The 21309-nt window shown below is 60.3% G+C and carries 18 protein-coding genes and 2 pseudogenes; 17 read left to right on the top strand and 3 right to left on the bottom strand.

Annotated elements, in window-relative coordinates; genetic code table 11:
* Position 1: 1 nt before the first annotated feature.
* The 12 genes and pseudogenes from wbjC to CCOS191_RS19440 all read left to right on the top strand — a co-directional run bounded on the left by wbjC (position 2) and on the right by CCOS191_RS19440 (position 13510).
* Complete coding sequence (wbjC, locus tag CCOS191_RS19490; protein ID WP_046856613.1) at positions 2–1120, top strand: UDP-2-acetamido-2,6-beta-L-arabino-hexul-4-ose reductase; 1119 nt, start codon at positions 2–4, stop codon at positions 1118–1120.
* 27 nt (positions 1121–1147) lie between these two features.
* Positions 1148–2278 carry a non-hydrolyzing UDP-N-acetylglucosamine 2-epimerase gene (gene wecB / locus CCOS191_RS19485; protein WP_046856612.1) on the top strand — a complete coding sequence of 377 codons (1131 nt, stop codon included), beginning with the start codon at positions 1148–1150 and terminating at the stop codon, positions 2276–2278.
* Between the two features lie 16 nt (positions 2279–2294).
* Complete coding sequence (locus CCOS191_RS19480) at positions 2295–3548, top strand: glycosyltransferase family 4 protein (protein WP_046856611.1); 1254 nt, start codon at positions 2295–2297, stop codon at positions 3546–3548.
* Positions 3548–4510, top strand: coding sequence for a UDP-glucose 4-epimerase family protein (locus CCOS191_RS19475; RefSeq protein WP_046856610.1), 963 nt, complete (start codon positions 3548–3550; stop codon positions 4508–4510). The genes CCOS191_RS19480 and CCOS191_RS19475 overlap by 1 nt, the downstream gene beginning before the upstream one ends.
* Entirely contained in the window at positions 4507–5517 is a 1011-nt protein-coding gene (locus CCOS191_RS19470) for an MraY family glycosyltransferase (protein WP_046856609.1), read from the top strand. The genes CCOS191_RS19475 and CCOS191_RS19470 overlap by 4 nt, the downstream gene beginning before the upstream one ends.
* A 94-nt stretch (positions 5518–5611) precedes the next feature.
* Positions 5612–7597: a polysaccharide biosynthesis protein gene (locus CCOS191_RS19465; protein WP_046856608.1), complete on the top strand. Its 1986-nt coding sequence runs from the start codon at positions 5612–5614 to the stop codon at positions 7595–7597.
* Between the two features lie 767 nt (positions 7598–8364).
* On the top strand, positions 8365–9441 hold the full coding sequence (gene rfbB, locus CCOS191_RS27600) for a dTDP-glucose 4,6-dehydratase (protein WP_046856607.1): 1077 nt from the start codon (positions 8365–8367) through the stop codon (positions 9439–9441).
* Positions 9438–10343 (top strand): dTDP-4-dehydrorhamnose reductase, encoded by a 906-nt coding sequence (gene rfbD / locus CCOS191_RS19455; protein ID WP_046856606.1) that lies wholly within the window; start codon positions 9438–9440, stop codon positions 10341–10343. The genes rfbB and rfbD overlap by 4 nt, the downstream gene beginning before the upstream one ends.
* On the top strand, positions 10340–11230 hold the full coding sequence (gene rfbA / locus CCOS191_RS19450) for a glucose-1-phosphate thymidylyltransferase RfbA (RefSeq protein WP_046856605.1): 891 nt from the start codon (positions 10340–10342) through the stop codon (positions 11228–11230). Before rfbD ends, rfbA begins: the two co-directional genes overlap by 4 nt.
* Positions 11231–11263: 33 nt before the next feature.
* On the top strand, positions 11264–12184 hold the full coding sequence (locus CCOS191_RS19445; protein ID WP_046856604.1) for a glycosyltransferase: 921 nt from the start codon (positions 11264–11266) through the stop codon (positions 12182–12184).
* 69 nt (positions 12185–12253) lie between these two features.
* Positions 12254–12797, top strand: a pseudogene (locus CCOS191_RS27595) (transposase).
* A 386-nt stretch (positions 12798–13183) separates the two neighbouring features.
* The gene (locus CCOS191_RS19440) at positions 13184–13510 is read left to right on the top strand and encodes a ComEA family DNA-binding protein (RefSeq protein WP_046857871.1); all 327 of its coding nucleotides are present in this window, start codon (positions 13184–13186) and stop codon (positions 13508–13510) included.
* A 56-nt stretch (positions 13511–13566) separates the two neighbouring features.
* Here CCOS191_RS19440 and CCOS191_RS27590 read toward each other — a convergent pair whose 3' ends face one another.
* Positions 13567–13734 carry a DUF2897 family protein gene (locus CCOS191_RS27590; protein WP_082120463.1) on the bottom strand — a complete coding sequence of 56 codons (168 nt, stop codon included), beginning with the start codon at positions 13732–13734 and terminating at the stop codon, positions 13567–13569.
* A gap of 182 nt (positions 13735–13916) precedes the next feature.
* Between CCOS191_RS27590 and pyrF the strand changes: the two genes are divergently transcribed.
* Positions 13917–14618: an orotidine-5'-phosphate decarboxylase gene (gene pyrF, locus CCOS191_RS19435; RefSeq protein WP_046856603.1), complete on the top strand. Its 702-nt coding sequence runs from the start codon at positions 13917–13919 to the stop codon at positions 14616–14618.
* A gap of 48 nt (positions 14619–14666) precedes the next feature.
* On the opposite strand, the gene CCOS191_RS19430 is transcribed toward pyrF, so the two are convergent.
* The gene (locus CCOS191_RS19430) at positions 14667–15668 is read right to left on the bottom strand and encodes an NADP-dependent oxidoreductase (protein ID WP_046856602.1); all 1002 of its coding nucleotides are present in this window, start codon (positions 15666–15668) and stop codon (positions 14667–14669) included.
* Positions 15669–15842: 174 nt separating this feature from the next.
* Here CCOS191_RS19430 and CCOS191_RS19425 point away from each other — a divergent pair, with 174 nt between their 5' ends.
* Entirely contained in the window at positions 15843–16604 is a 762-nt protein-coding gene (locus tag CCOS191_RS19425; protein WP_046856601.1) for an SDR family oxidoreductase, read from the top strand.
* On the opposite strand, the gene CCOS191_RS19420 is transcribed toward CCOS191_RS19425, so the two are convergent.
* Positions 16555–17736, bottom strand: coding sequence for an MFS transporter (locus CCOS191_RS19420; protein WP_046856600.1), 1182 nt, complete (start codon positions 17734–17736; stop codon positions 16555–16557). The two genes, CCOS191_RS19425 and CCOS191_RS19420, sit on opposite strands and share 50 nt — an antisense overlap.
* Before the next feature lie 115 nt (positions 17737–17851).
* Between CCOS191_RS19420 and CCOS191_RS19415 the strand changes: the two genes are divergently transcribed.
* The 3 genes and pseudogenes from CCOS191_RS19415 (at position 17852) to CCOS191_RS28790 (ending at position 21304) form a co-directional block, all read left to right on the top strand.
* A complete protein-coding gene (locus CCOS191_RS19415) occupies positions 17852–19249 on the top strand; it encodes an aminotransferase-like domain-containing protein (protein WP_046856599.1) in 1398 nt (465 codons plus the stop codon).
* 21 nt (positions 19250–19270) lie between these two features.
* Positions 19271–20446: pseudogene (locus tag CCOS191_RS28795) on the top strand (HAMP domain-containing protein); the annotation flags it as partial.
* Positions 20432–21304 carry a methyl-accepting chemotaxis protein gene (locus tag CCOS191_RS28790; RefSeq protein WP_442963675.1) on the top strand — a complete coding sequence of 291 codons (873 nt, stop codon included), beginning with the start codon at positions 20432–20434 and terminating at the stop codon, positions 21302–21304. The pseudogene CCOS191_RS28795 and the gene CCOS191_RS28790, both read left to right, overlap by 15 nt.
* The last annotated feature ends 5 nt before the right edge of the window (positions 21305–21309 follow it).

Genomic DNA, 21309 nt, shown 5'->3' with positions numbered 1-21309 from the left:
GATGCGTGTCCTGATCACCGGAAGCAATGGTTTTGTTGGTAAGAACCTGTTGGTGCACCTCGCAGAGCGCAGTGATGTCGAAGTAATAGGGTTCACTCGTGATCATGCACTGGATGCGTTGCCCGAGATGGTCGCGCAGGCCGACTTCATCTTCCATCTGGCTGGCGTGAACAGGCCGCAAGATCCGAAAGAGTTCCACGTCGGCAACACCGACCTGACCCGCACGCTGTGCGCAGCTGTACGGGCGACCGGCCGGGCAGTGCCGATCATCTATACCTCTTCAACGCAGGCCGCTTTTGATAACCCCTACGGCAAGAGCAAACGTGACGCCGAGGACGAGCTGCTGGCGTTGCGCGACCAACTTGCGGTGCCGGTATGGATCTTCCGCCTGCCCAATGTGTTCGGTAAATGGGCCAAGCCGAACTACAACTCGGCGGTCGCGACCTTCTGCCACAATATCGTGCGTGACCTGCCCATCACCATCAACGATCCGGATGCGTCGATCACCCTCGTGTATGTCGACGACGTCGTCAGAAAATTCATCGAGTTGATGGATGGCCAGGTCGATGGAGGACCTTTCGTCGAGGTGCAGCCACAGTACCCGGTGAAAGTCGGCCAGTTGGCCGAGCAGCTGCAGGCTTTTCGCGACAGTCGTCAGACGATGATCACCGAGCCGGTCGGCACGGGTCTGGTCCGAGCGCTGTATTCGACCTACCTGAGTTATGTACCACCGGAAAAATTCAGCTATGAAGTGCCCAAGTACGGCGACCCGCGGGGGGTCTTCGTCGAAATGTTGAAGACGCGCGACTCCGGTCAGTTCTCGTACTTCACTGCGCATCCTGGCATCACTCGCGGCGGGCACTATCACCACAGCAAGACCGAGAAGTTTCTGGTGATCAAGGGTTCGGCGTGCTTCCGTTTCAGGCATGTTGTTTCGGGCGAGTTCTACGAGCTGTTTACCAACGGCGACCAGCCGCAAGTGGTCGAAACGGTTCCGGGCTGGACCCATGACATCACCAACGTCGGAGATGATGAGATGGTTGTGATGCTCTGGGCCAATGAAATTTTCGATCGTGAACACCCGGATACTTATGCCCGGCCTGTGGGTACCCATGCCTGAGTCGGCGTTTCAAGGTAGAAGTCAAAAATGAAGAAGCTGAAAGTTGTTACTGTCGTGGGCACGCGCCCAGAAATTATCCGTCTTTCGCGGGTCATGGCCGCGCTCGACCAGCACTGCGACCATGTGCTGGTTCACACCGGCCAGAACTATGACTATGAATTGAACGAGATCTTCTTTACCGACCTCGGCATTCGCAAGCCTGACCATTTCCTCAACGCGGCGGGGGCTACCGGCGCTGAAACCATCGGCAACGTCATTATTGCGGTCGATCGCGTACTTGCCGAGATCGACCCCGAGGCACTGCTGGTGCTGGGTGACACCAACAGCTGCATGGCCGTGCTGCCGGCCAAGCGCCGCAAGATCCCGACCTTCCACATGGAGGCCGGCAACCGCTGTTTCGACATGCGCGTGCCGGAAGAGATCAATCGTCGCATTGTCGACCATACCGCTGATATCAACCTCACCTACAGCACCATTGCGCGCGACTATCTGCTGCGCGAAGGGCTGCCTGCCGACCGTGTGATCAAGACCGGCAGCCCGATGTTCGAAGTGCTCAATCACTATCGCGACGGTATCGACAAGTCGGATGTGCTTGGGCGTCTCGGGCTGGAGCCCGGCAAGTTCTTTGTGGTCAGCGCCCATCGCGAGGAAAACGTCGATTCGGATACCAACTTCCTCAAGCTGGTGGACGTGCTCAATACCGTGGCCGAGCAGTTCGACCTGCCGGTGATCGTTTCAACCCACCCGCGTACCCAGAAGCGCGTGACCGCCATGGGAGTCACCTTCCATGCCAATGTGCGCTTGCTCAAGCCGTTGGGCTTCAAGGACTACAACAAGCTGCAGCTCGAAGCCAAGGCTGTCTTGTCCGACAGCGGGACCATCAGCGAAGAGGCTTCGATCCTCAACTTCCCTGCTCTGAACATTCGTGAAGCGCATGAGCGCCCAGAGGGCATGGAAGAGGCGGCCGCCATGATGGTCGGGCTGGAAACCGAGCGCGTGCTGCAGGGATTGAGTATCCTCGCAAGCCAGGCCCGCGGCGAAGCCCGCAGCTTGCGCCTGGTCGAGGACTACAGCATGCCGAACGTCTCCGACAAGGTCGTGCGGATCCTCCATAGTTACACCGACTACGTGAACCGCGTCGTCTGGAAGCGCTACTGAATACGATTGAGCAACCATGGCTGAAACATCACTCAAGGTACTGGTTGTGTCCCAGTACTTCTGGCCCGAGAACATGCGGATCAATGACCTGGTTCGCGACTTGACGGCCAAGGGACACGAGGTCACCGTGCTGACCGGGCTGCCAAACTACCCGGAAGGCGAGGTGTTCGAACGTTTCCGGCGAAATCCGGAGGCGTTCGCTCGCTATGAGGGTGCCGAAGTGATTCGCGTGCCGTTGGTTGCGCGCGGCAAGCGTAGCTTCACCCTGGTGTTGAACTACCTGTCGTTCCTGCTCAACGCTTCCACACTGGGGGCGTTCAAACTACGCGGAAAGCGCTTCGATGCGGTGTTCGTGTATGCCGTCTCTCCCATCCTGGCCGCGATCCCGGCGCTGGTGATTGGCCGCCTGAAGCGGGCGCCGGTGTTCGTCTGGGTGCTTGATCTGTGGCCAGAGACCCTGCGCGCGGTCGGCGTGGTCAAACACCCGCGTCTGTTGGGATTGGTCGGCAGGATGGTCTCGTGGATCTACAATCGTACGGACTACCTGTTACTCCAGTCCCATGGTTTCTTCGATAACGTACGTCGATATTGCAGCCGTCCGATTGCCGAAGAACGCCTGGTCTATTTTCCGAGCTGGGCGGAGGACGACTTTTCACAGGCGTCGCTCTCGGAGCCTGCGTTGATCCAGCGCGAGCCCGGTCTGTTTACCGTAGTGTTCGCCGGCAACCTGGGCGAGGCCCAGGACTTTCCAGCAGTGCTCGATGCAGCCGAAGCCCTTCGTGGGAAGGTGGCGGTACGTTGGGTCATAGTTGGGGACGGCCGCATGAGCAAGTGGTTAACCACCCAGGTCGCCTTACGCAAGCTCGACAATGTGCTGCTGCTTGGACGCCATCCAATTGAGGCGATGCCAGGTTTGTTCGCCCAGGCAGATGCACTGCTGGTGTCGCTCAAGACCAACGACGTGTTCGAAAAGACCATTCCGGGCAAGGTTCAGGCCTACCTGGCTTCTGGGCGACCGCTGCTTGGCATGATCAATGGCGAGGCCGCACGGGTGATCGAAGAGTCAGGCGCAGGTTTTGCCTGTAACTCCGGCGATGCTGACGGCCTGGCTGCCATCACTCGTTCGCTGGCCGAGGCCAGCGAAACAGAGCGTGCGACGATGGGGCGGGCAGGGCGGACGTACTACGAGCAGCGCTATGCCAAGGAAAAACTGATGTCGCGTCTGGAGACCCTGTTGCGGGGCGCGTCGCTGCGAAGGACAAATTGCTGATGAATTCAACAGTGCTGTTGACCGGGGCAACCGGTTTTGTCGGCAAGGCGGTTCTGGCGGATCTCGCCATGCGAGGGCATGCGGTGCGTGCTGCGATCCGTGGTGCTATCCCTGCCGACTTCGGGGCTGCCGCCTTCACGATCGAGGCGATCGATGGCGAGACCGACTGGCAGGCTGTCCTGGAAGGTGTCGAGGTTGTCATCCATTCTGCCGCCCGCGTGCATGTGATGAACGACACCGAAGTCGATCCTTTGGCTGCTTTTCGCAAGGTCAATGTCGAGGGCACGCTAAATCTTGCCCGGCAGGCAGCAGCGGCGGGGGCAAGGCGTTTCGTTTTCATCAGCTCGATCAAGGTCAATGGCGAAGGGACCGTGCCGGGACGGCCGTATCGTGCTGATGATGAGCCTGCGCCGGCCGATCCATATGGCGTTTCGAAGATGGAGGCTGAACAGGGGCTGCGCGCGCTGGCTCGGGACACAGGCCTGGAGGTGGTGATCATCCGCCCTGTGCTGGTCTACGGGCCGGGGGTAAAGGCCAACTTCCTGGCGATGATGCGTTGGCTGGGCAAAGGTGTGCCCCTGCCATTCGGTGCGATACACAACCGCCGCAGCCTGGTCGCTCTGGATAACCTCGTCGACCTGGTGCGTATCTGCACGACTCATCCTGCCGCCGCCAATCAGACCTTTCTGGTAAGCGATGGCGAAGACCTGTCCACTACAAGCCTGATGCGACGCATGGCAAAGGCCCTTGGCAAACCGGCAAGATTGCTGCCAGTGCCGGCCGCGCTGCTGGCATTGGGCGCTACCTTGCTAGGACGGCGTGCGCTCTCGCAGCGTTTGTGCGGGTCGCTGCAGGTCGATATCGAAAAAACGCGCTCACTGCTTGGCTGGACGCCACCGGTGAGCGTGGACCGGGCGTTGGCGAAAGCCGCCCGCCATTACCAGGAACAAATGAACAAATGACTCAATGGTGGCTGGCACCGCTGGTGCTGCTGATCTCCCTGCTCATGACCGCTGGTTTGCGCCGCTATGCGCTGGCCAGAAGCATCATCGACATCCCCAATGCCCGCAGCTCTCATGTGGTGCCAACGCCTCGTGGTGGAGGCGTGGCCATTGTGGTGTCTTTCCTGTTGGCATTGGTGGCGCTCGGTGGCGCGGGATTGCTGGACTCACATACGGTGTTTGCTATCGCGGGTGCGGGAGGTCTGATCGCTATCATCGGCTTCATGGATGATCACGGGCATATCGCCGCCCGTTGGCGACTGTTAGGGCACTTCATCGCTGCGGCATGGGGGCTGTTCTGGCTTGGTGGTTTGCCGCCGCTGACGGTGTTCGGTGTCGAGATCGACCTCGGCTGGGTGGGCGCGGTGCTTGCTGCGGTTTATCTGGTCTGGCTGCTCAATCTCTACAATTTCATGGATGGGATCGATGGCATCGCAAGCGTCGAGGCCATCTGCGTCTGCCTGGGCGCTTGTGTCTTGTACTGGATGAGCGGCTTCGAGCAACTGATGGCCCTGCCCGTGATTCTGATCATGGCGGTGGGCGGCTTTCTATATTGGAATTTCCCGCCCGCCAAGATTTTCATGGGTGATGCCGGCAGCGGATTCCTCGGCATCGCCCTGGGCCTGCTGTCCTTGCAGGCAGCCTGGGCGTCGTCACAGCTGTTCTGGTGCTGGTTGATTCTGCTCGGTGTGTTCGTGGTCGATGCCACATTCACGCTGATTCGTCGGTTGCTTCGCGGCGACAAGGTTTACGAAGCACACCGCAGCCACGCCTATCAGTTCGCTTCGCGGCGTGTCGGGGGCCATTTCCCGGTGACCCTGGCGGTGGCAGTGCTCACGCTGTGCTGGTTGTTGCCGGTGGCGGGCTGCGTCATGCTGTTTGGCATCGATGGTTTCGTCGGGTTGCTCATCGCCTATGTACCGCTGGTAGCGCTGGCGGTGGCCTACAACGCGGGCGGTGTCGAGTAACGTCGGCGGTTGGCACGCAGGTGTGTGCCTTCACCATCAAAAAAGATCTGCTCAGATAGGGACAGTAACGGTGTACGAAAGGGGTTGGGAAAGAATGCGGGCATTTCTGCTAGGGCTGCCGCGGGCCAAGAAGCGAATGATCCAGGTACTGGCCGATGTGGTGCTGGTATGGATGGCCATGTGGCTGGCCTTCGTGGTGCGTCTGGGCTTTGAAGAGTCCCTTGAGCTGGCCCAGGATCATCTTTGGCTATTCGCCTGCGCACCACTGGTCTCGATTCCATTGTTCATCCGCTTTGGCATGTACCGGGCGGTAATGCGTTACTTCGGCAATGATGCGCTCGTGGTTATCGCCAAGGCGGTGACCTTGTCGGCGTTGATCCTTGGTCTAATCGTTTATTGGTCCGCCAATCATCAGTACCTCGTGCCGCGCTCGGTCATTTTCAACTATTGGTGGTTGAGCCTGGTGTTGATCGGCGGGCTGCGACTGGCCATGCGTCAGTATTTCCTCGGCGACTGGTTTGCCGCGGCGCAGCATATACCGTTCAGCAATCGTGACGATGGTCTGCTCAAGGTCGCAATCTACGGAGCGGGTGCGGCGGGTAACCAGTTGGTGGCTGCTCTGCGCATGGGCAAGGTGATGCGTCCGGTCGCCTTCATCGACGACGACGGCAGCATCGCAGGGCGGGTGATCGCCGGTCTTCATGTCTACAAAGCCCGACAGATCCAGCGCATGATCGAAGAAACAGGTGCCCAGGAGTTGCTGCTGGCCGTGCCCTCGATCAGTCGCACCCGTCGCCGAGAGATCCTCGGGCTGCTCGAAGGCTACCCGCTGCATGTGCGCAGCGTGCCGGGCTTCATGGACCTGGCCAGCGGTCGGGTCAAGGTCGATGACCTGCAGGAAGTGGATATCGCCGACCTGCTGGGGCGCGATGCCGTGCCGGCCCAGGCTGATCTTCTCGAGCATTGCGTGAAGGGCAAGACGGTAATGGTGACCGGTGCAGGCGGCTCGATTGGCTCGGAGCTGTGCCGGCAGATCCTCGCGCTCAAGCCCAGCACCTTGCTGCTGCTCGACCACGGGGAATTCAACCTGTACAGCATCCTCTCGGAGCTGGAGGCTTGTGCTCAGCGCACATCGTCGCCAACCCGTATCGTGCCGATCCTTGGCTCTGTGCGTAATCCCGCGCAGTTGTTGGATGTCATGTCCACCTGGCGCGTGGATACGGTCTACCACGCGGCAGCTTACAAGCATGTGCCGCTGGTCGAGCACAACATCGCCGAAGGCGTGCTGAACAATGTCATGGGCACCCTGAATTCGGCCCAGGCTGCATTGCAGGCGGGTGTGTCCAACTTCGTGCTGATTTCCACGGACAAGGCCGTGCGCCCAACCAATGTCATGGGCAGCACCAAGCGCCTGGCAGAAATGGTGTTGCAGGCGCTGAGCCGTGAGCAGGCGCCGGTGCTGTTCAACGATGTGGCCAATGTCTCCCGGGTGAACAAGACTCGCTTCACCATGGTGCGCTTCGGCAACGTGCTGGGATCCTCCGGGTCGGTGATTCCGCGGTTCCATCAGCAGATCAAGGCGGGTGGGCCATTGACGGTGACTCATCCGAAGATCACCCGTTATTTCATGACCATTCCCGAGGCGGCGCAGTTGGTGATCCAGGCCGGCTCCATGGGGCAGGGTGGCGATGTGTTCGTGCTCGACATGGGCGAGCCTGTGCGGATTGTCGAGCTGGCGGAGAAGATGATTCACCTGTCGGGCCTGAGTGTGCGTTCGGACAGCAATCCCCATGGCGACATCTCCATCGAGTTCAGCGGGTTGCGGCCGGGGGAGAAGCTCTTTGAAGAGCTGCTGATCGGTGACGACGTGGTATCGACCCGGCATCCGATGATCATGAGCGCGCAGGAGGACTACCTGGGCTGGGATCGCCTCAAGGAGCGTCTGGCCGCTCTACTCAAAGCGATCTCTGCGGACGATTACAATCAGGTTCGGCAACTGCTGCGGGAAGTGGTCAGTGGGTATGCGCCGGATGGTGAGATTGTTGACTGGATTCATCAACAGCGTCGGCAGGAGCCTTGATCGCTGCTCGGCGATAGTCGCTTCGAACGGAAAGTACTGATTATGTCGTTGTTCCCTTTCGCTTGCAGGCGAAGCTGCAAGCGGCTATGGTCCTAAGGTATGTACGAAATGTGTCTGTGCGAAGGCCAGGTAAGGCGAAATGGGGGATGAGGTGGAGTGTACTCGAGTACCTGAGCGTTCCGAGCCTCGTTTGAATGCAGTATGGGCGAGTGCTGATACATTGCGTACAGAGCCTGGGTGAGTCGAGCATTTGCTCTGTTTGGCATGCTCCATTTGCCTGCTTAGAAGTGGGTATGGTAACCACGGCCGTTGGGTTGATGTGGCAGGATAGCTTCTATCAAGCAAGCGCCAAGGTCCACCTGTACTGAGTGACCCTGTGCTCAACTGCCTCGGCAATCCACTATCTCGTGAGTCAGATGAGTTTTTCCGATTTCGAGTCTGCCGCTCAGTCCAAGCAAAACTGCCTTGAGTACCTTCTGTCTGAAGGCAGGAAGTTGTGTGGAGGGGCGGGTTAGTGGTGGCAATCTAATTTTTTCTTTAGGGCTGGCTTGATTAGTCTGCAGTGTATCGAGGCACTGGTCTAAATAATGTTCGTAGGTGACGAATTTCTATGTAAAATCAACTCCTGCATATTGCTTTTATAAGCTTGCTCCATTGGAGTGTGAGAGGGCAAATTTTATCTTCGCTGCCGGTCAAAGCTCACCGTTACCTCCATGGATAGGGTGGATCCTTTCAGATATTTTCAGGCCCCAAGGTAGAGAACTTTCGTGAAGATTTTAGTAACAGGCGGTGCGGGCTTTATTGGTTCGGCTGTCGTTCGGCACATCATTACCAATACAAGCGACTCCGTGGTCAACGTCGACAAGCTCACCTATGCTGGCAATCTTGAATCATTGCGGGACGTCGACCAGAACCCACGCTATGCCTTCGAACACGTCGACATCTGCAATCGCGAAGCGCTGGACCGAGTATTCCAGGAACACCAGCCTGACGCAGTGATGCACCTGGCTGCCGAATCTCACGTCGATCGTTCGATCAGCGGCCCATCGGAGTTCATCCAGACCAATATCATCGGTACTTATGCCTTGCTGGAAGCTGCACGTGGCTATTGGTCGGGGTTGGATGAGGGGCGTAAATCTGCATTTCGTTTCCACCATATTTCGACCGACGAAGTTTATGGTGACTTGGAGGGGCCGGAAGATCTCTTCACCGAGACAACTCCTTATCAGCCAAGCTCCCCATACTCTGCGAGCAAGGCCAGCTCTGACCACTTGGTGCGTGCCTGGGCACGTACGTACGGGCTGCCGACACTGGTTACCAACTGTTCAAACAACTATGGCCCATATCACTTCCCTGAGAAACTGATCCCGCTGGTCATTCTCAATGCACTGGAAGGAAAACCGCTGCCAATTTATGGTAAAGGTGATCAAATTCGTGATTGGCTGTTTGTCGAAGACCACGCGCGTGCGCTGTACAAGGTCGTAACCGAAGGTGAGGTTGGAGAAACCTATAATATCGGTGGTCACAACGAAAAGCAGAATATCGAAGTTGTTCAAGCGGTTTGCGCGCTTCTGGATGAACTACGTCCTGCCTCTACATTTGTTCCGCACTTCAATCTCGTTAAGTATGTCACTGATCGTCCAGGCCATGACCTGCGTTACGCGATAGATGCAAGCAAGATCCAGCGCGAACTGGGGTGGAGCCCAGAGGAAACCTTTGAATCAGGTATTCGCAAGACCGTGCAGTGGTATCTCGACAACGCGGAATGGGTGGCTCACATTAAGAATGGCAGCTATCAGCAGTGGATCGATAAAAATTACGCATCGCGTGCTGGTGAACAATGAAAATTCTGTTGCTCGGCAAGGACGGCCAAGTGGGTTGGGAGTTGCAACGAGCCCTGGCGGTCTTGGGGGATGTTATCGCCTTGAACCGCCATCCTGTACCCACGTCCTTCGGCGAACTCAGCGGGGATCTCACGAATCTGCAAGGGCTGCGTGATACGATTCGCCTCGTTGCGCCGGACGTGATTGTGAATGCGGCGGCTTACACCGCTGTAGACAAGGCAGAAAGCGAGCGTGATCTAGCACTCAAGATCAACGCCCAAGCATGCCAGGTCATGGCTGAAGAGGCCTCTCGAATAGATGCATTTCTCGTGCACTACTCTACGGATTACGTGTTCAGTGGGCTAGGCACTCGTGCCTGGAACGAAACTGATGACGTCGCGCCGGTCAACTTTTATGGTGAGTCCAAACTGCAAGGCGAGCAAGGGATTGTCGCGTCGGGTTGCAAGCACCTGATCTTTCGTACCAGCTGGGTATATGCAGCGCGTGGTAACAATTTTGCGAAAACCATGCTCCGCCTGGCAAAGGACAAGCAAACGCTCAATGTAATTGCCGACCAAGTCGGTGTGCCAACTGGTGCCGAGCTATTGGCGGATGTCACTGTACAAGCGCTGCAGAAAGCGCAGTTGAATCCGCAGTTATGCGGTATCTATCATCTGGCGCCTACCGGTGAGACGTCGTGGTACGAATACGCAACCTACATTATTGATTTTGCACGCGCGAGCGGTGAGCAACTTGCTGTGGCAGAAATCAATCCAATTGCCACTACCGACTATCCAACTCCGGCTCATCGTCCGTTGAACTCGCGGCTTGATACGAAAAAAATACGCGCAGCTTTCTCTTTGCACTTGCCCGATTGGCAAAGTGGTGTAAATCGTATGCTCATGGAAATTTTGAATAAATGAATACCCTTAATCGTAAAGGAATTATCCTGGCTGGTGGGTCAGGAACGCGTCTGCACCCCCTTACTCTGGGCGTTTCCAAGCAGATGTTGCCGATCTACGACAAACCAATGATTTTTTACCCGCTATCGGTACTGATGTTGGCGGGTATGCGTGAAATCCTGATCATTTCGACGCCAGATGACCTGCCGGCTTTTCGCAAGCTACTGGGGGATGGTAGCCAGTATGGCATCCAGTTGAGCTATGCGGAGCAGCCTAGCCCCGATGGATTGGCTCAGGCATTCCTCATCGGCGAGGCGTTCATAGGCAAGGATCCTTGCTGCCTGATTCTGGGCGACAACATTTTTTACGGTCAGCACTTCTCCGACAATCTGCGTGCCGCCGCTGAACAGCGCGAGGGTGCAACGGTCTTCGGTTACCACGTCAATGACCCTGAGCGCTTTGGAGTGGTCCAATTCGACAAGGACGGCCGAGCGTTGAGCATCGAGGAGAAACCCGCTGTTCCGAAATCAAGCTATGCGGTGACGGGATTGTATTTCTACGATAACGAAGTGGTCGAGATTGCAAAGAATATCAAACCCTCTGCACGCGGCGAGCTTGAGATCACCGATGTAAACCGCGTTTACCTTGAGAAGAGGGCGCTCACTGTACAAATGCTGGGGCGTGGTTTTGCCTGGCTGGATACCGGCACTCACGAGTCGCTGCTGGAGGCCAGTCACTTTGTTCATACGATCGAGCAGCGCCAGGGCTGGAAGGTGGCATGCCTGGAGGAAATTGGCTTTGCTAATGGCTGGATCACCAAGGAACAGGTGATGTGCCAGGCTGAAAAACTGAAAAAAACCGGATATGGCCAGTACCTGCAAAAACTGGTGACCGACGACGGGCTCTGACTTGCCGTACTCCCAAACCTAGGCCTTCACTGCATGCCCACTCATCTCCGTCAGGTAGCCGTGTTGCTGGCCGCGTACAATGGCATGTCATGGATAGAGGAGCAGCTTGCCTCTATCCTGGAGCAGCGTCTTGTTGGAGTCAGCATCTATATCAGTGTCGATCCCTCCACTGATGGTACTGAAGCTTGCTGCGCCAAGTACGCTCGCACTTATCCCAACATTCATCTGTTACCGTCCTCCGGCCGTTTTGGCGGGGCTGCTCGCAACTTCTTTCGGCTGATCCGAGACGTCGATATTTCGGCGTTCGATTACGTCTGCTTTTCTGACCAGGACGATATCTGGTACCCCAACAAGCTTGAACAGGCCGTGGCAAAGCTGTGCATAAATAATGTTGATGGCTATTCAAGCAATGTCGTGGCCTTCTGGCCCGATGGTCGGCGTATGCTCGTGGACAAGGCGCAGCCACAGGTCCAGTGCGACTACCTGTTCGAAGCTGCTGGGCCGGGATGTACCTATGTGCTCTCCAATTCCCTGGCCATGGCGTTCAAGCGTTCGATCCTACGGCAATGGGATGAAGTGCAGGAAGTCGCGATGCACGATTGGTATTGCTATGCGTTTGCTCGCAGCAATGGCTTCAACTGGTTTATCGACCCCGTGCCGGGCATGGATTATCGTCAGCACTCGAAAAACCAGATTGGAGTGAATGCTGGGATTGCCTCGGCGATGTCCCGGTTGAGGCAGGTGGCTCTAGGGGGATGGTTTGCTCAGGCTTGTCTGATCGACTCATTGACTGGCAGTGGCAAGACGGGATTGTCGGAGCGGCTTGATCTTACTTCGCGTTTGTCACTTGTGCGCCTTGCGTTTCGGTTCAGGTCATGTCGCAGGCGGCCGCGAGATCAGTGGGCATTTGCGGTACTTTGTCTGTTAATGGCCATGTTCGGCGGTATTCGCTGATAGAGTCGTGCTATTGCTTGAGTAGTTATTATTAGGGTGTTTATGAATACTTCCGACGTATAATGTGAAATGGTCATGGACCTCTTCACCTCTCATCGACGTATCAAATGCCCGGCAATCGAAGATCGCTTGATGTTCAACAGTGAGTAGTGGAGGCTGTGCTCCGGTTCAACTTGGAGATAGACCTGAGCAATTTCGACTTTGGTCGACGGTCAATCAACGATTTCGAGGCTGGCGAAAACAAGGAACCGTCAACAAGATGCTCAAACCGTTATACCTAAAGCTCAATGCACTGGGCCGGTTGACTTGACCACTGGCGCATTGCATCAACCGTCTGAAGACGAGAGCCACCCTTTTCTCTGCCAGAGCAGGCAAAAAAGGGGCTGAAGAACCAACGGACCACGCACTTGGACGAAGCCGGGGCGGGTTGACGACGAAAACTCACACGGTCAGTGACGCCCTTCGCTTGCCGCAGCTATTTGACAGGCCCAAGTATCGGCAACGGAATGGTATTGAGCGGCTATTCGGTTGGCTGAAGGAGCACCGCCGGCCGGGTGCACGCTATTGCAAGCGGGCGGAAAGCTTCGCTGCGGTGGTCCCGCTGGCTTGCTGACGGCGGTGACTACGACATTGCTGTTCGTACAGAGCCTAGTGTGGTGTTTCACAAATAATGGCCATAACTCGCGAGCGCTTTTTGGTCGTACTTGCAAAACACCACACTAGACGCGGCTGTCATGGTGATGCTGAAAGTAGGTAGGTTAACGTTTCCTAATTCTGTTCAAAGGCGTAGCAAACGAAGTTGACCGTGTAGGTGAGTACGATCCAGGCCTGTCAGAAAATGCTCAGGCGCCTACCCAGCCTAATGTTCCGGTTGAACGACACCTCCCAACGCAGAATTTTTGCAACACTTACCACGTCGCCTCCCGATTCACCCCTTGCTAGTTTGAGCAGGCAGCCACGGAAACGCTGCCAACCCATTGAGTCACAGGAGTGAACATGATGCGCAATATCGTCCTTTCCCATCTGCTGCTTCCGTTATTTGCAAGCCTGGCGTTCTCCGCCACTGCGGCTCCTGCTACACCAGCCGTTGATAACGCCGTGCCAGTGGTCGCCACCGCAATCCCCGCCAAAACGCTGAACCTCAACACCGCCGACGCCGCGTCCTTGCAAAAGGCGCTCAATGGCATTGGCAAGGCCAAGGCCGACGCCATCGTGATGTATCGCGATGAGCACGGGCCATTTACATCGGTGGATGAGTTGCTGGAGATCCAAGGCATCGGCAAGGCGCTGCTGGACCGCAACCGCGACAAACTGACCGTCGACTAAACACGCGGGGCAGCCGGTCAGCCCCAGGGTGGCCGGCTGTGGAGGGAGGGGGCGAATCAGCGATCCTGCGCATCCTTCGCATCCGCCTCGGCATTACGCTCATGCACCTTCTTCAACTGCTCCTCAGTCAACGGCAACTTCTTCGCCGTATCGCGCAGCAGCATCAACCCGCCGACAATCGACCCAAGCGCAACAAGCAGTATCAACCAGGCATACCAAGGCATCGAGATTCTCCTGAAAGCGTATAGGGCAGCGCTTACATGGCATTCGAGCCATTGCCGCAGCCGTTGGTTCCATTATAGGAGCCACCCCCGCCCAGGCCAATTCTCATGACCCGCGGCCCCCAAACCCCGCCCCACTTCGTTTACAATGCGCGCCGTTTACGACTTGCCAAGAGACCCTGCCCATGTCCGCCTGCCAGACGCCCCTGATCGTCGCCCTGGATTTCCCCACCCGTGACGCCGCCCTGAAGCTGGCCGACCAGCTCGATCCCGCCCTGTGCCGGGTCAAGGTGGGCAAGGAACTGTTCACCAGCAGCGCTTCGGGGATCGTCGAGACCCTGTGCAGCAAGGGCTTCGAAGTGTTCCTCGACCTCAAGTTCCACGATATCCCCAACACCACCGCCATGGCGGTCAAGGCGGCGGCCGAGATGGGTGTGTGGATGGTCAACGTGCACTGCTCCGGTGGCTTGCGCATGATGTCCGCCTGCCGTGAGGAACTGGCCAAGCGCAGCGGCCCGCAACCGTTGTTGATTGGCGTGACCGTGCTGACCAGCATGGAGCGCGAGGACCTGGCCGGGATTGGCCTGGATGTCGACCCGCAGGAGCAGGTGCTGCGCCTGGCGGCTCTGGCGCAGAAGGCCGGCATGGATGGGCTGGTGTGTTCGGCACTGGAGGCGCCGGCACTCAAGGCTGCGCACCCATCGTTGCAATTGGTGACCCCGGGTATCCGCCCGGCGGGCAGCGCCCAGGATGACCAGCGCCGGATCCTGACCCCGCGCCAGGCACTGGACGCCGGTTCTGATTACCTGGTGATCGGGCGCCCTATCAGCCAGGCGGCGGATCCGGCCCAGGCGTTAGCTGCTGTGGTGGCTGAAATTCGCGGTTGATCCGAAAGACTACGGGTGCGGGCTGCGCGTGAGCGCAGCCCGCAATGATCAGACTTTCAGCACCAACTTGCCGAAATTCTCCCCGCTGAACAGCTTGAGCAGCGTCTCGGGGAAGGTTTCCAAGCCTTCCACCACATCCTCCTTGCTCTTGACCTTGCCGCTGGCCAGCCAGCCGGCCATTTCCTGCGCGGCCTTGCCGTACTCCTTGACGTAGTCCATCACCACGAAGCCTTCCATGCGTGCGCGGTTGACCAGCAGCGCCAGGTAGTTGGCCGGGCCCTTGACTGCCTCTTTATTGTTGTACTGGCTGATGGCGCCGCAGATCACCACCCGGGCCTTGAAGTTCAGGCGCGACAGCACTGCGTCGAGGATATCGCCGCCGACGTTGTCGAAGTACACATCCACGCCCTTGGGGCATTGGCGCTTGAGCCCGGCGAGCACGTCTTCGGCCTTGTAGTCGATGACCCCGTCGAAGCCCAGCTCATCCAGCAGGTACTGGCACTTCTGCGCGCCACCGGCGATGCCGACCACGCGGCAACCCTTGAGCTTGGCGATCTGCCCGGCAATGCTGCCGACCGCGCCGGCGGCGCCGGAGATCACCACGGTTTCGCCGGCTTTGGGCTGGCCGACATCGAGCAGGGCGAAGTAGGCGGTCATGCCGGTCATGCCCAGTGCCGACAGATAACGGGGCAGGGGGGCCAGGCGCGGGTCGATCTTGTGCAGGCCCTGGGGTTCACCGGTGAAGTAGTCCTGCACGCCCAGGGCGCCGCTGACATGGTCGCCGGGCTTGTAGTCCGGGTGCTTGGAACTGACCACTTCGCCCACGCCGAGTGCGCGCATCACCTGGCCCAGGCCCACCGGGGGAATATACGACTTGCCTTCGTTCATCCAGCCGCGCATGGCAGGGTCCAGGGACAGGTAGAGGTTTTTCACCAGCACCTGGCCTTCGCCTGGCTCGTCGGCAGGGGCCTGCTCATAGGTGAAGTCGTCACGGCGCACGGCGCCGACCGGGCGCTTGGTCAGCAGGAAACGGCGGTTGGTGTGGGGCATGGCGAGTTCTCCTGAACGAGTGTGAGGGGGGATGATCGGCGGGTTGAATGGGCCGCGTCACGCAAGATCACTGCGAACGATAGTAGTCCAACCGTGCCCTTGATGATGCTGCCCAGCCCAGCGGTGCCCTGACTAGACTCAGCCACGACTTCCCATCTTTTGCAGGAGCCAGTGATGAGCATGACTTTCTCCGGCCAGGTTGCCCTGGTCACCGGTGGCGCGGCGGGTATCGGCCGGGCGACGGCCCAGGCATTCGCCGCCGAGGGGCTGAAGGTGGTGGTGGCCGATCGTGATGCGAGCGGTGGCGAAGCCACGGTGGCACTGATTCGCCAGGCTGGTGGCGAAGCATTGTTCATCGCCTGCGACGTTACCCGCGACGAAGATGTGCGGCAGTTGCACGAGCGGGTGGTCGAGGCATACGGGCGCCTGGACTACGCCTTCAACAATGCCGGCATTGAAATCGAGAAGGGGCGATTGGCCGAGGGCAGCGAGGCGGAGTTTGACGCGATCATGGGCGTCAACGTCAAGGGCGTCTGGCTGTGCATGAAGTACCAGCTGCCCTTGCTGCTGGCCCAGGGCGGTGGCGCCATCGTCAATACGGCCTCGGTGGCCGGCCTGTCGGCGGCGCCGAAAATGAGCATCTATGCCGCCTCCAAGCATGCGGTTATAGGACTGACCAAATCGGCGGCCATCGAGTACGCGAAGAAGGGCATCCGGGTCAATGCGGTGTGCCCGGCAGTGATCGATACTGACATGTTCCGCCGCGCCTACGAGGCCGACCCGCGCAAGGCCGAGTTCGCTGCGGCGATGCACCCGGTCGGCCGCATCGGCAAGGTCGAGGAGATCGCCAGCGCGGTGCTGTACCTGTGCAGCGATGGCGCGGCCTTCACGACGGGGCACAGCCTGACGGTCGACGGTGGCGCGCTGGCGATCTGACCGAGGCCAGCCACAGGGCCAGCGCCACCGCCGCGCAGCCCAGCAGCAACACACCACCAAACACGATCAAGGCCAGCCGTGACCCCAGCCGGTCACTGAGCAGCCCGGTGAAGATCACCGGCAGGCTGAACCCCAGGTAGGCCAGCAGGAAGAACCCGGCACTGGCCCGGGTTTTTTCTTGGCCGGCCAACTGATTCACCGCCGCCAGCCCGCCCAGGTAGATGAAGCCATAGCAGGCGCTGCTGGCGGCCACGGCTCCCATCAAAACGCCCGGCAGGTTGCCACTGTCGGCGCCCCAGGCCAGCAGCGCGTAGCTGCACGGCAGGATCAGCAGCCCGAGCAAGGTCGCCCGGGCACTGGCCATGCGCCGGGCCAGCGGCTGGAACAGCAGGCCGCAGCTGATCACGCAGAAGGTCGAGAACCCCGACCAGGCGCTCAGGCCGTGCTGGCGCAGGATCCCCGGCAGCAGGGCGATGACCAGCCCGACACAGGCCCAGGCCAGCAGGATCGCCAGGCCATAGGCCAGGCTGCCGCTGGGATAGCAGGGCAGGCGCAGCATGGCGCTGCGTTGCGTCGGGCGAGGGTCTGGCAGGCGCCAGACCAGCGCAAGGGCCACGGCGGCCAGTATCAGCTGCAAATGGAAACTGCCCGGAGTGAGTGTCGGCCCGCGGAGCAGGAACAGGCTGGTCAGCGCCGCGCCCAGGCCAAAACCGAGGGAGGTGCTGGCGGTGACCCAGGTCGCGGCGCGGTCACTTTCACCGGGTGTCATCAGTTCGCTCATGTAGGCGGTGGCCGTGGCCGAGGCCAGGCCAGTGCCCAGGCCCAGGAACAAGCGCGCCACACCCAGGGAGGCCAGGCTGGGGGACAGCAACATGATCAAGGTGGCGATCATCGACAGGACGAGTGCGACCAGGATCAACGGGCGTCGCCCGACCCGGTCGGCCAGGCCGCCGAGGGCCAGCAGCACTGGCAATACACCGAGCACGTAGCCGGAGAAAGCCACGGCGGTCGCCGCGGCGCCTTGCCCGGAGAGGTCGGCGTAGGTGATGTACAGCGGGGCCTGGAGGTTCACCGCAAGGGTGATCAGGCACAGGGCGAAGGCCAGCAGGGCCGGGGCGTGGCGAGTGGGCATGGGTGGTTTCCGCAGGATCGATTGCGTCAGCATCGGACCTGGGTGGCTGTTCGCCAAGGTACACCCAGTACGGATTTGTGTTTAACTGTTTGCCTGAAATAAGCGAACACTTGCCATGCACTTCAATCTTGATCGCGGTCTCCCCACACCCTTGGTTCAGCAGCTGACCGAGCAGTTGCAGGCCTGGATTACTCGGCAGCGCTTGCGCCCGGGTGCACGCCTGCCATCGATCCGCACCTTGGCCAAGGCCCAGGCGGTCAGTGCTTCGTGCGTGATCGAAGCCTACGACCGGCTGGTGGCCAGCGGCTGGCTGGAGGCACGGCACGGTGCCGGGTTCTTCGTTGCCGAGCGCAAGCCGGGCCTGCGTCCCGATCCCGGCGAGCCGTGGGGCGAGGCGATCGACGGCAGCTGGCGGCAGTTTCGCGAAGGGCATGAGCAACTGCTCAAGCTCGGCTGCGGCTGGTTGCCCGTGGCCTGGCGAGCCGAGGCTGAACTGGCCCAGGCCATCCGCCAGGTCAGCCGTGGCGCGCCCGAGGCACTGTTCGACTACTGCCCGCCCCAAGGCCTGGCTAGCCTGCGCCTGCAACTGCACAAGGGGCTGGCGCGGCTGGATATCGCCGCGGAACCTGAGCGTATCGTCACCACCCAGGGTGCCAGCCATGCCCTCGACCTGCTGGTGCGGACCTTGCTGGCGCCGGGCGACACGGTGCTGGTGGAACGGCCCGGTTACTACAACCTTTACAACCTGCTGCGCCTGCACGGCGTGCGCATGCTCGAGGTACCACGCACTGCCAGTGGTCCAGACCTGGCCGTGCTCGAGCAGTTGCTCGCCGAACACCGGCCGCGCTGCCTGTTCATCAACAGCCTGTACCAGAACCCGACCGGCACCAGCCTGACGCCCAAGGTCGCCTATCGCCTGCTGGAGCTGGCCCGCGGGCATGACCTGCGGATTGTCGAGGATGACCTCTATGCAGACTTCCAGGACGGGCCGGCGACACGGCTGGCTACCCTCGACAGCGAGCAACGGGTGATCTACCTGGGCAGCTTCTCCAAGACCCTCAGCAGTTCGCTGCGGGTCGGCTATGTGGTGGCCGATCCGCCCTTGGTGGCGCGTCTGGCCGAACTGAAGATGGTCGCGGGCATCGGCACCTCGCGCTTCGCCGAGCAGGTGGTCGGGCAGATGCTCGCCAACGGCAGCTACCGCAAGAGCTTGCAGCGCCTGCGGCTGCGCCTGGGCCAGCACCGGGCGAGGACGCTGGGGTTGCTGGAGGCCTGCGGCTGGGAGGTATTCTGCGACCCCGTCGGTGGCATGTTCGTCTGGGCCCGGGTACCGGGGCGCGACTTCGCCGAGCTGGAGCGGCTGGCGCTGGAGCATGCGGTGCTGCTTACCCCAGGCAGTGCCTTCGATCCGCAGGGCCGGGCCAGTGAGTGGCTGCGTATCAATGTCGCCTATGGGCAGGATTCGCGGGCCGAAGCGTTCTTCCGGCATGCTGGGCGACCTCTGGCGGTCTGAAAGCGACACGCTCATAGCTAAATGACACCATTGGCGCGTTTGGCTCTTGTGACGGAGTCGGCGCCATTGTCACTCTTGCTGTCGGTAAAGTCCGACAAGGCGAGGGGATTGGTGATGGCGGCGACCAAGCACGGTGTACTGGCCAATCTGGGCATGGCGCGCAAGCTCGGCCTGGGCTTTGCCCTGGTGTTGCTGCTCACCCTGGTGGTGGCTGTCATCGGCGTGTACGCCCTGGCCAATGTCGACCAGCGCTTCGATGGGCTGCGGCAGATGGCTCAGTTCAATACCGACCTGTTGAAGCTACGCCAGCACGAACAGGCCTTCGCCCTGCGCTCGGACATCAAGGAGGCCGACGCCCTGCGCACGGGGCTGCAGGGGCTGGTGGAGCGGGCCCGGGCCGTGCCGGCACTGGCTTCGACCGAGACTGATCTGAATGCCTATGGGCAAGCTTTCGACCAGTTCGTTCAGGCCGTGCAGGCCAAGGAACTGGCGCTGGACATGGCCAGCTGGTCGGTGTCGAGCGTGGCCAACAACCTCGATGTGCTGCAGGCCGGCCTGGCCGACGATGGCACCTATACCCTCAAGCAGTCCCAGGGCCAGCAGGGCGGTGAGTTCCTGGAACAGGCCGGGCAGGTGGCGCAGGTGTCGCGGCTGATGCTGCAGGCCATGGACGAGGCCCGGGTGCGCCTGGACCAGAGCCGCAAGGGCGGCGAAGCCAGCGCCGAGGGGCGCATCGCCCAGACTGTGGAAGCTGCGACCCTGGTGGACCAGCTCAAGGCTTCCGTCGCCGATGCCGGCTACCAGAGCGTGCTGGGCGAGGTGGCCGGGCATATCGGCAGTTTCTCCGAAAAGCTCAACGAGTACACCGACCTGCTGGGCCAGGAGCGGGGTATCAAGGACCAGTTGCAGGCGCGTGCCGAGCAGGTTACCGCGCGTGTCGACCAGGTGTATGCCGATCAGGAGCAGGCCATGCAGGCCGAGCTGGCACGCAACGCCGTCGCCATTACTGCGGCCACGGCGCTGGCGCTGCTGGTAGGCGTGCTGGCGGCCTGGCTGATCACCCGCGCCGTGGTCGCGCCGCTCAAGCGGGTGATCAGCCGGGCCCGGCGCATTGCCGCAGGCGAGCTGGGTATCGAGGCCGAGCCGCCGCGCGCCGACGAGGTCGGCCAGCTGTTGCAGGCCATGCAGCAGATGGCCGAGGGCTTGTCTGGTATCGTCAGTGGCTTGCAGCAGGGTATCGACCAGTTGGCCGGCAGTGCCCAGGCCTTGTCGGCGGTCACCGAGCAGACCAACCGCGAAGTCGGTAGCCAGAAGGACGAGACCGAGCAGGTGGCCACCGCCATGCAGCAGATGACTGCGACCGTCCATGATGTGGCGCGCAACGCCGAGCAGGCAGCCCAGGCCGCCCAGGCTGCCGACGACAAGGTCGAGTCCGGGCAGCAGGTGGTGCGTCAGAGCATGCAGCGTATCGAGCAACTGGCGCTGGCCGCCGAAACCGCCAGCAGCGGCATCGACAGCCTCAGTGCCGAGATCCATACCATCGGTGACGTGCTCGAGGTGATCAAGAGCGTGGCCGAGCAGACCAACCTGCTGGCGCTCAATGCCGCGATCGAGGCGGCGCGTGCCGGGGAGCAAGGGCGCGGGTTCGCGGTGGTGGCCGATGAAGTACGTGCCCTGGCGCGGCGTACCCGGCAGTCCACCGAGGAGATCGAGCGCCTGGTCGCCAGCCTGCGCGGCAATGCCCAGCAGTCGGTGATGCAGATCCGCGGCAGCACCGAGCTGGTGCGCCTGGCGGTGGCCGACACGCTGCAGACCGAGAGCGCCCTGGGCAGCATCGCGGCGGCAGTGTCGTTGATCCAGCAGATGAACCAGCAGATCGCCGCGGCGGCCGAGCAGCAGAGCTCGGTGGCCGAGGAGATCAGCCGCAGCGTCACGCAGATACGCGGTAGTGCCGACCAGGCGGCACTGGCGATGGAGGACAATGCCCGCTCAAGCGTCGAGCTGGCGCAGTTGGGCAATGACTTGAAGGGGATGGTGGGGCATTTCCGCTTGTGATTGCC

It is taken from the genome of Pseudomonas sp. CCOS 191, assembly GCF_001007005.1.
Taxonomy (GTDB): Bacteria; Pseudomonadota; Gammaproteobacteria; order Pseudomonadales; family Pseudomonadaceae; genus Aquipseudomonas; species Aquipseudomonas soli.
The sequence above is the reverse complement of the archived record's forward strand: the minus strand, read 5'-3'. Positions and strand labels throughout refer to the sequence as shown.

Excerpts from the sequence above, each read along its gene's own strand:
- CCOS191_RS19415 (WP_046856599.1), top strand. The coding sequence starts at position 17,852 with ATGCACTTCAATCTTGATCGCGGTCTCCCCACACCCTTGGTTCAGCAG.
- CCOS191_RS19420 (WP_046856600.1), bottom strand. The coding sequence starts at position 17,736 with ATGCCCACTCGCCACGCCCCGGCCCTGCTGGCCTTCGCCCTGTGCCTG.
- CCOS191_RS28790 (WP_442963675.1), top strand. The coding sequence starts at position 20,432 with ATGCAGCAGATGGCCGAGGGCTTGTCTGGTATCGTCAGTGGCTTGCAG.
- CCOS191_RS19430 (WP_046856602.1), bottom strand. The coding sequence starts at position 15,668 with ATGCCCCACACCAACCGCCGTTTCCTGCTGACCAAGCGCCCGGTCGGC.
- CCOS191_RS19480 (WP_046856611.1), top strand. The coding sequence starts at position 2,295 with ATGGCTGAAACATCACTCAAGGTACTGGTTGTGTCCCAGTACTTCTGG.
- wecB (WP_046856612.1), top strand. The coding sequence starts at position 1,148 with ATGAAGAAGCTGAAAGTTGTTACTGTCGTGGGCACGCGCCCAGAAATT.
- CCOS191_RS19445 (WP_046856604.1), top strand. The coding sequence starts at position 11,264 with ATGCCCACTCATCTCCGTCAGGTAGCCGTGTTGCTGGCCGCGTACAAT.
- CCOS191_RS19465 (WP_046856608.1), top strand. The coding sequence starts at position 5,612 with ATGCGGGCATTTCTGCTAGGGCTGCCGCGGGCCAAGAAGCGAATGATC.
- CCOS191_RS27590 (WP_082120463.1), bottom strand. The coding sequence starts at position 13,734 with ATGCCTTGGTATGCCTGGTTGATACTGCTTGTTGCGCTTGGGTCGATT.
- rfbD (WP_046856606.1), top strand. The coding sequence starts at position 9,438 with ATGAAAATTCTGTTGCTCGGCAAGGACGGCCAAGTGGGTTGGGAGTTG.
- rfbA (WP_046856605.1), top strand. The coding sequence starts at position 10,340 with ATGAATACCCTTAATCGTAAAGGAATTATCCTGGCTGGTGGGTCAGGA.
- CCOS191_RS19425 (WP_046856601.1), top strand. The coding sequence starts at position 15,843 with ATGAGCATGACTTTCTCCGGCCAGGTTGCCCTGGTCACCGGTGGCGCG.
- CCOS191_RS19470 (WP_046856609.1), top strand. The coding sequence starts at position 4,507 with ATGACTCAATGGTGGCTGGCACCGCTGGTGCTGCTGATCTCCCTGCTC.
- pyrF (WP_046856603.1), top strand. The coding sequence starts at position 13,917 with ATGTCCGCCTGCCAGACGCCCCTGATCGTCGCCCTGGATTTCCCCACC.
- CCOS191_RS19475 (WP_046856610.1), top strand. The coding sequence starts at position 3,548 with ATGAATTCAACAGTGCTGTTGACCGGGGCAACCGGTTTTGTCGGCAAG.
- wbjC (WP_046856613.1), top strand. The coding sequence starts at position 2 with ATGCGTGTCCTGATCACCGGAAGCAATGGTTTTGTTGGTAAGAACCTG.
- CCOS191_RS19440 (WP_046857871.1), top strand. The coding sequence starts at position 13,184 with ATGCGCAATATCGTCCTTTCCCATCTGCTGCTTCCGTTATTTGCAAGC.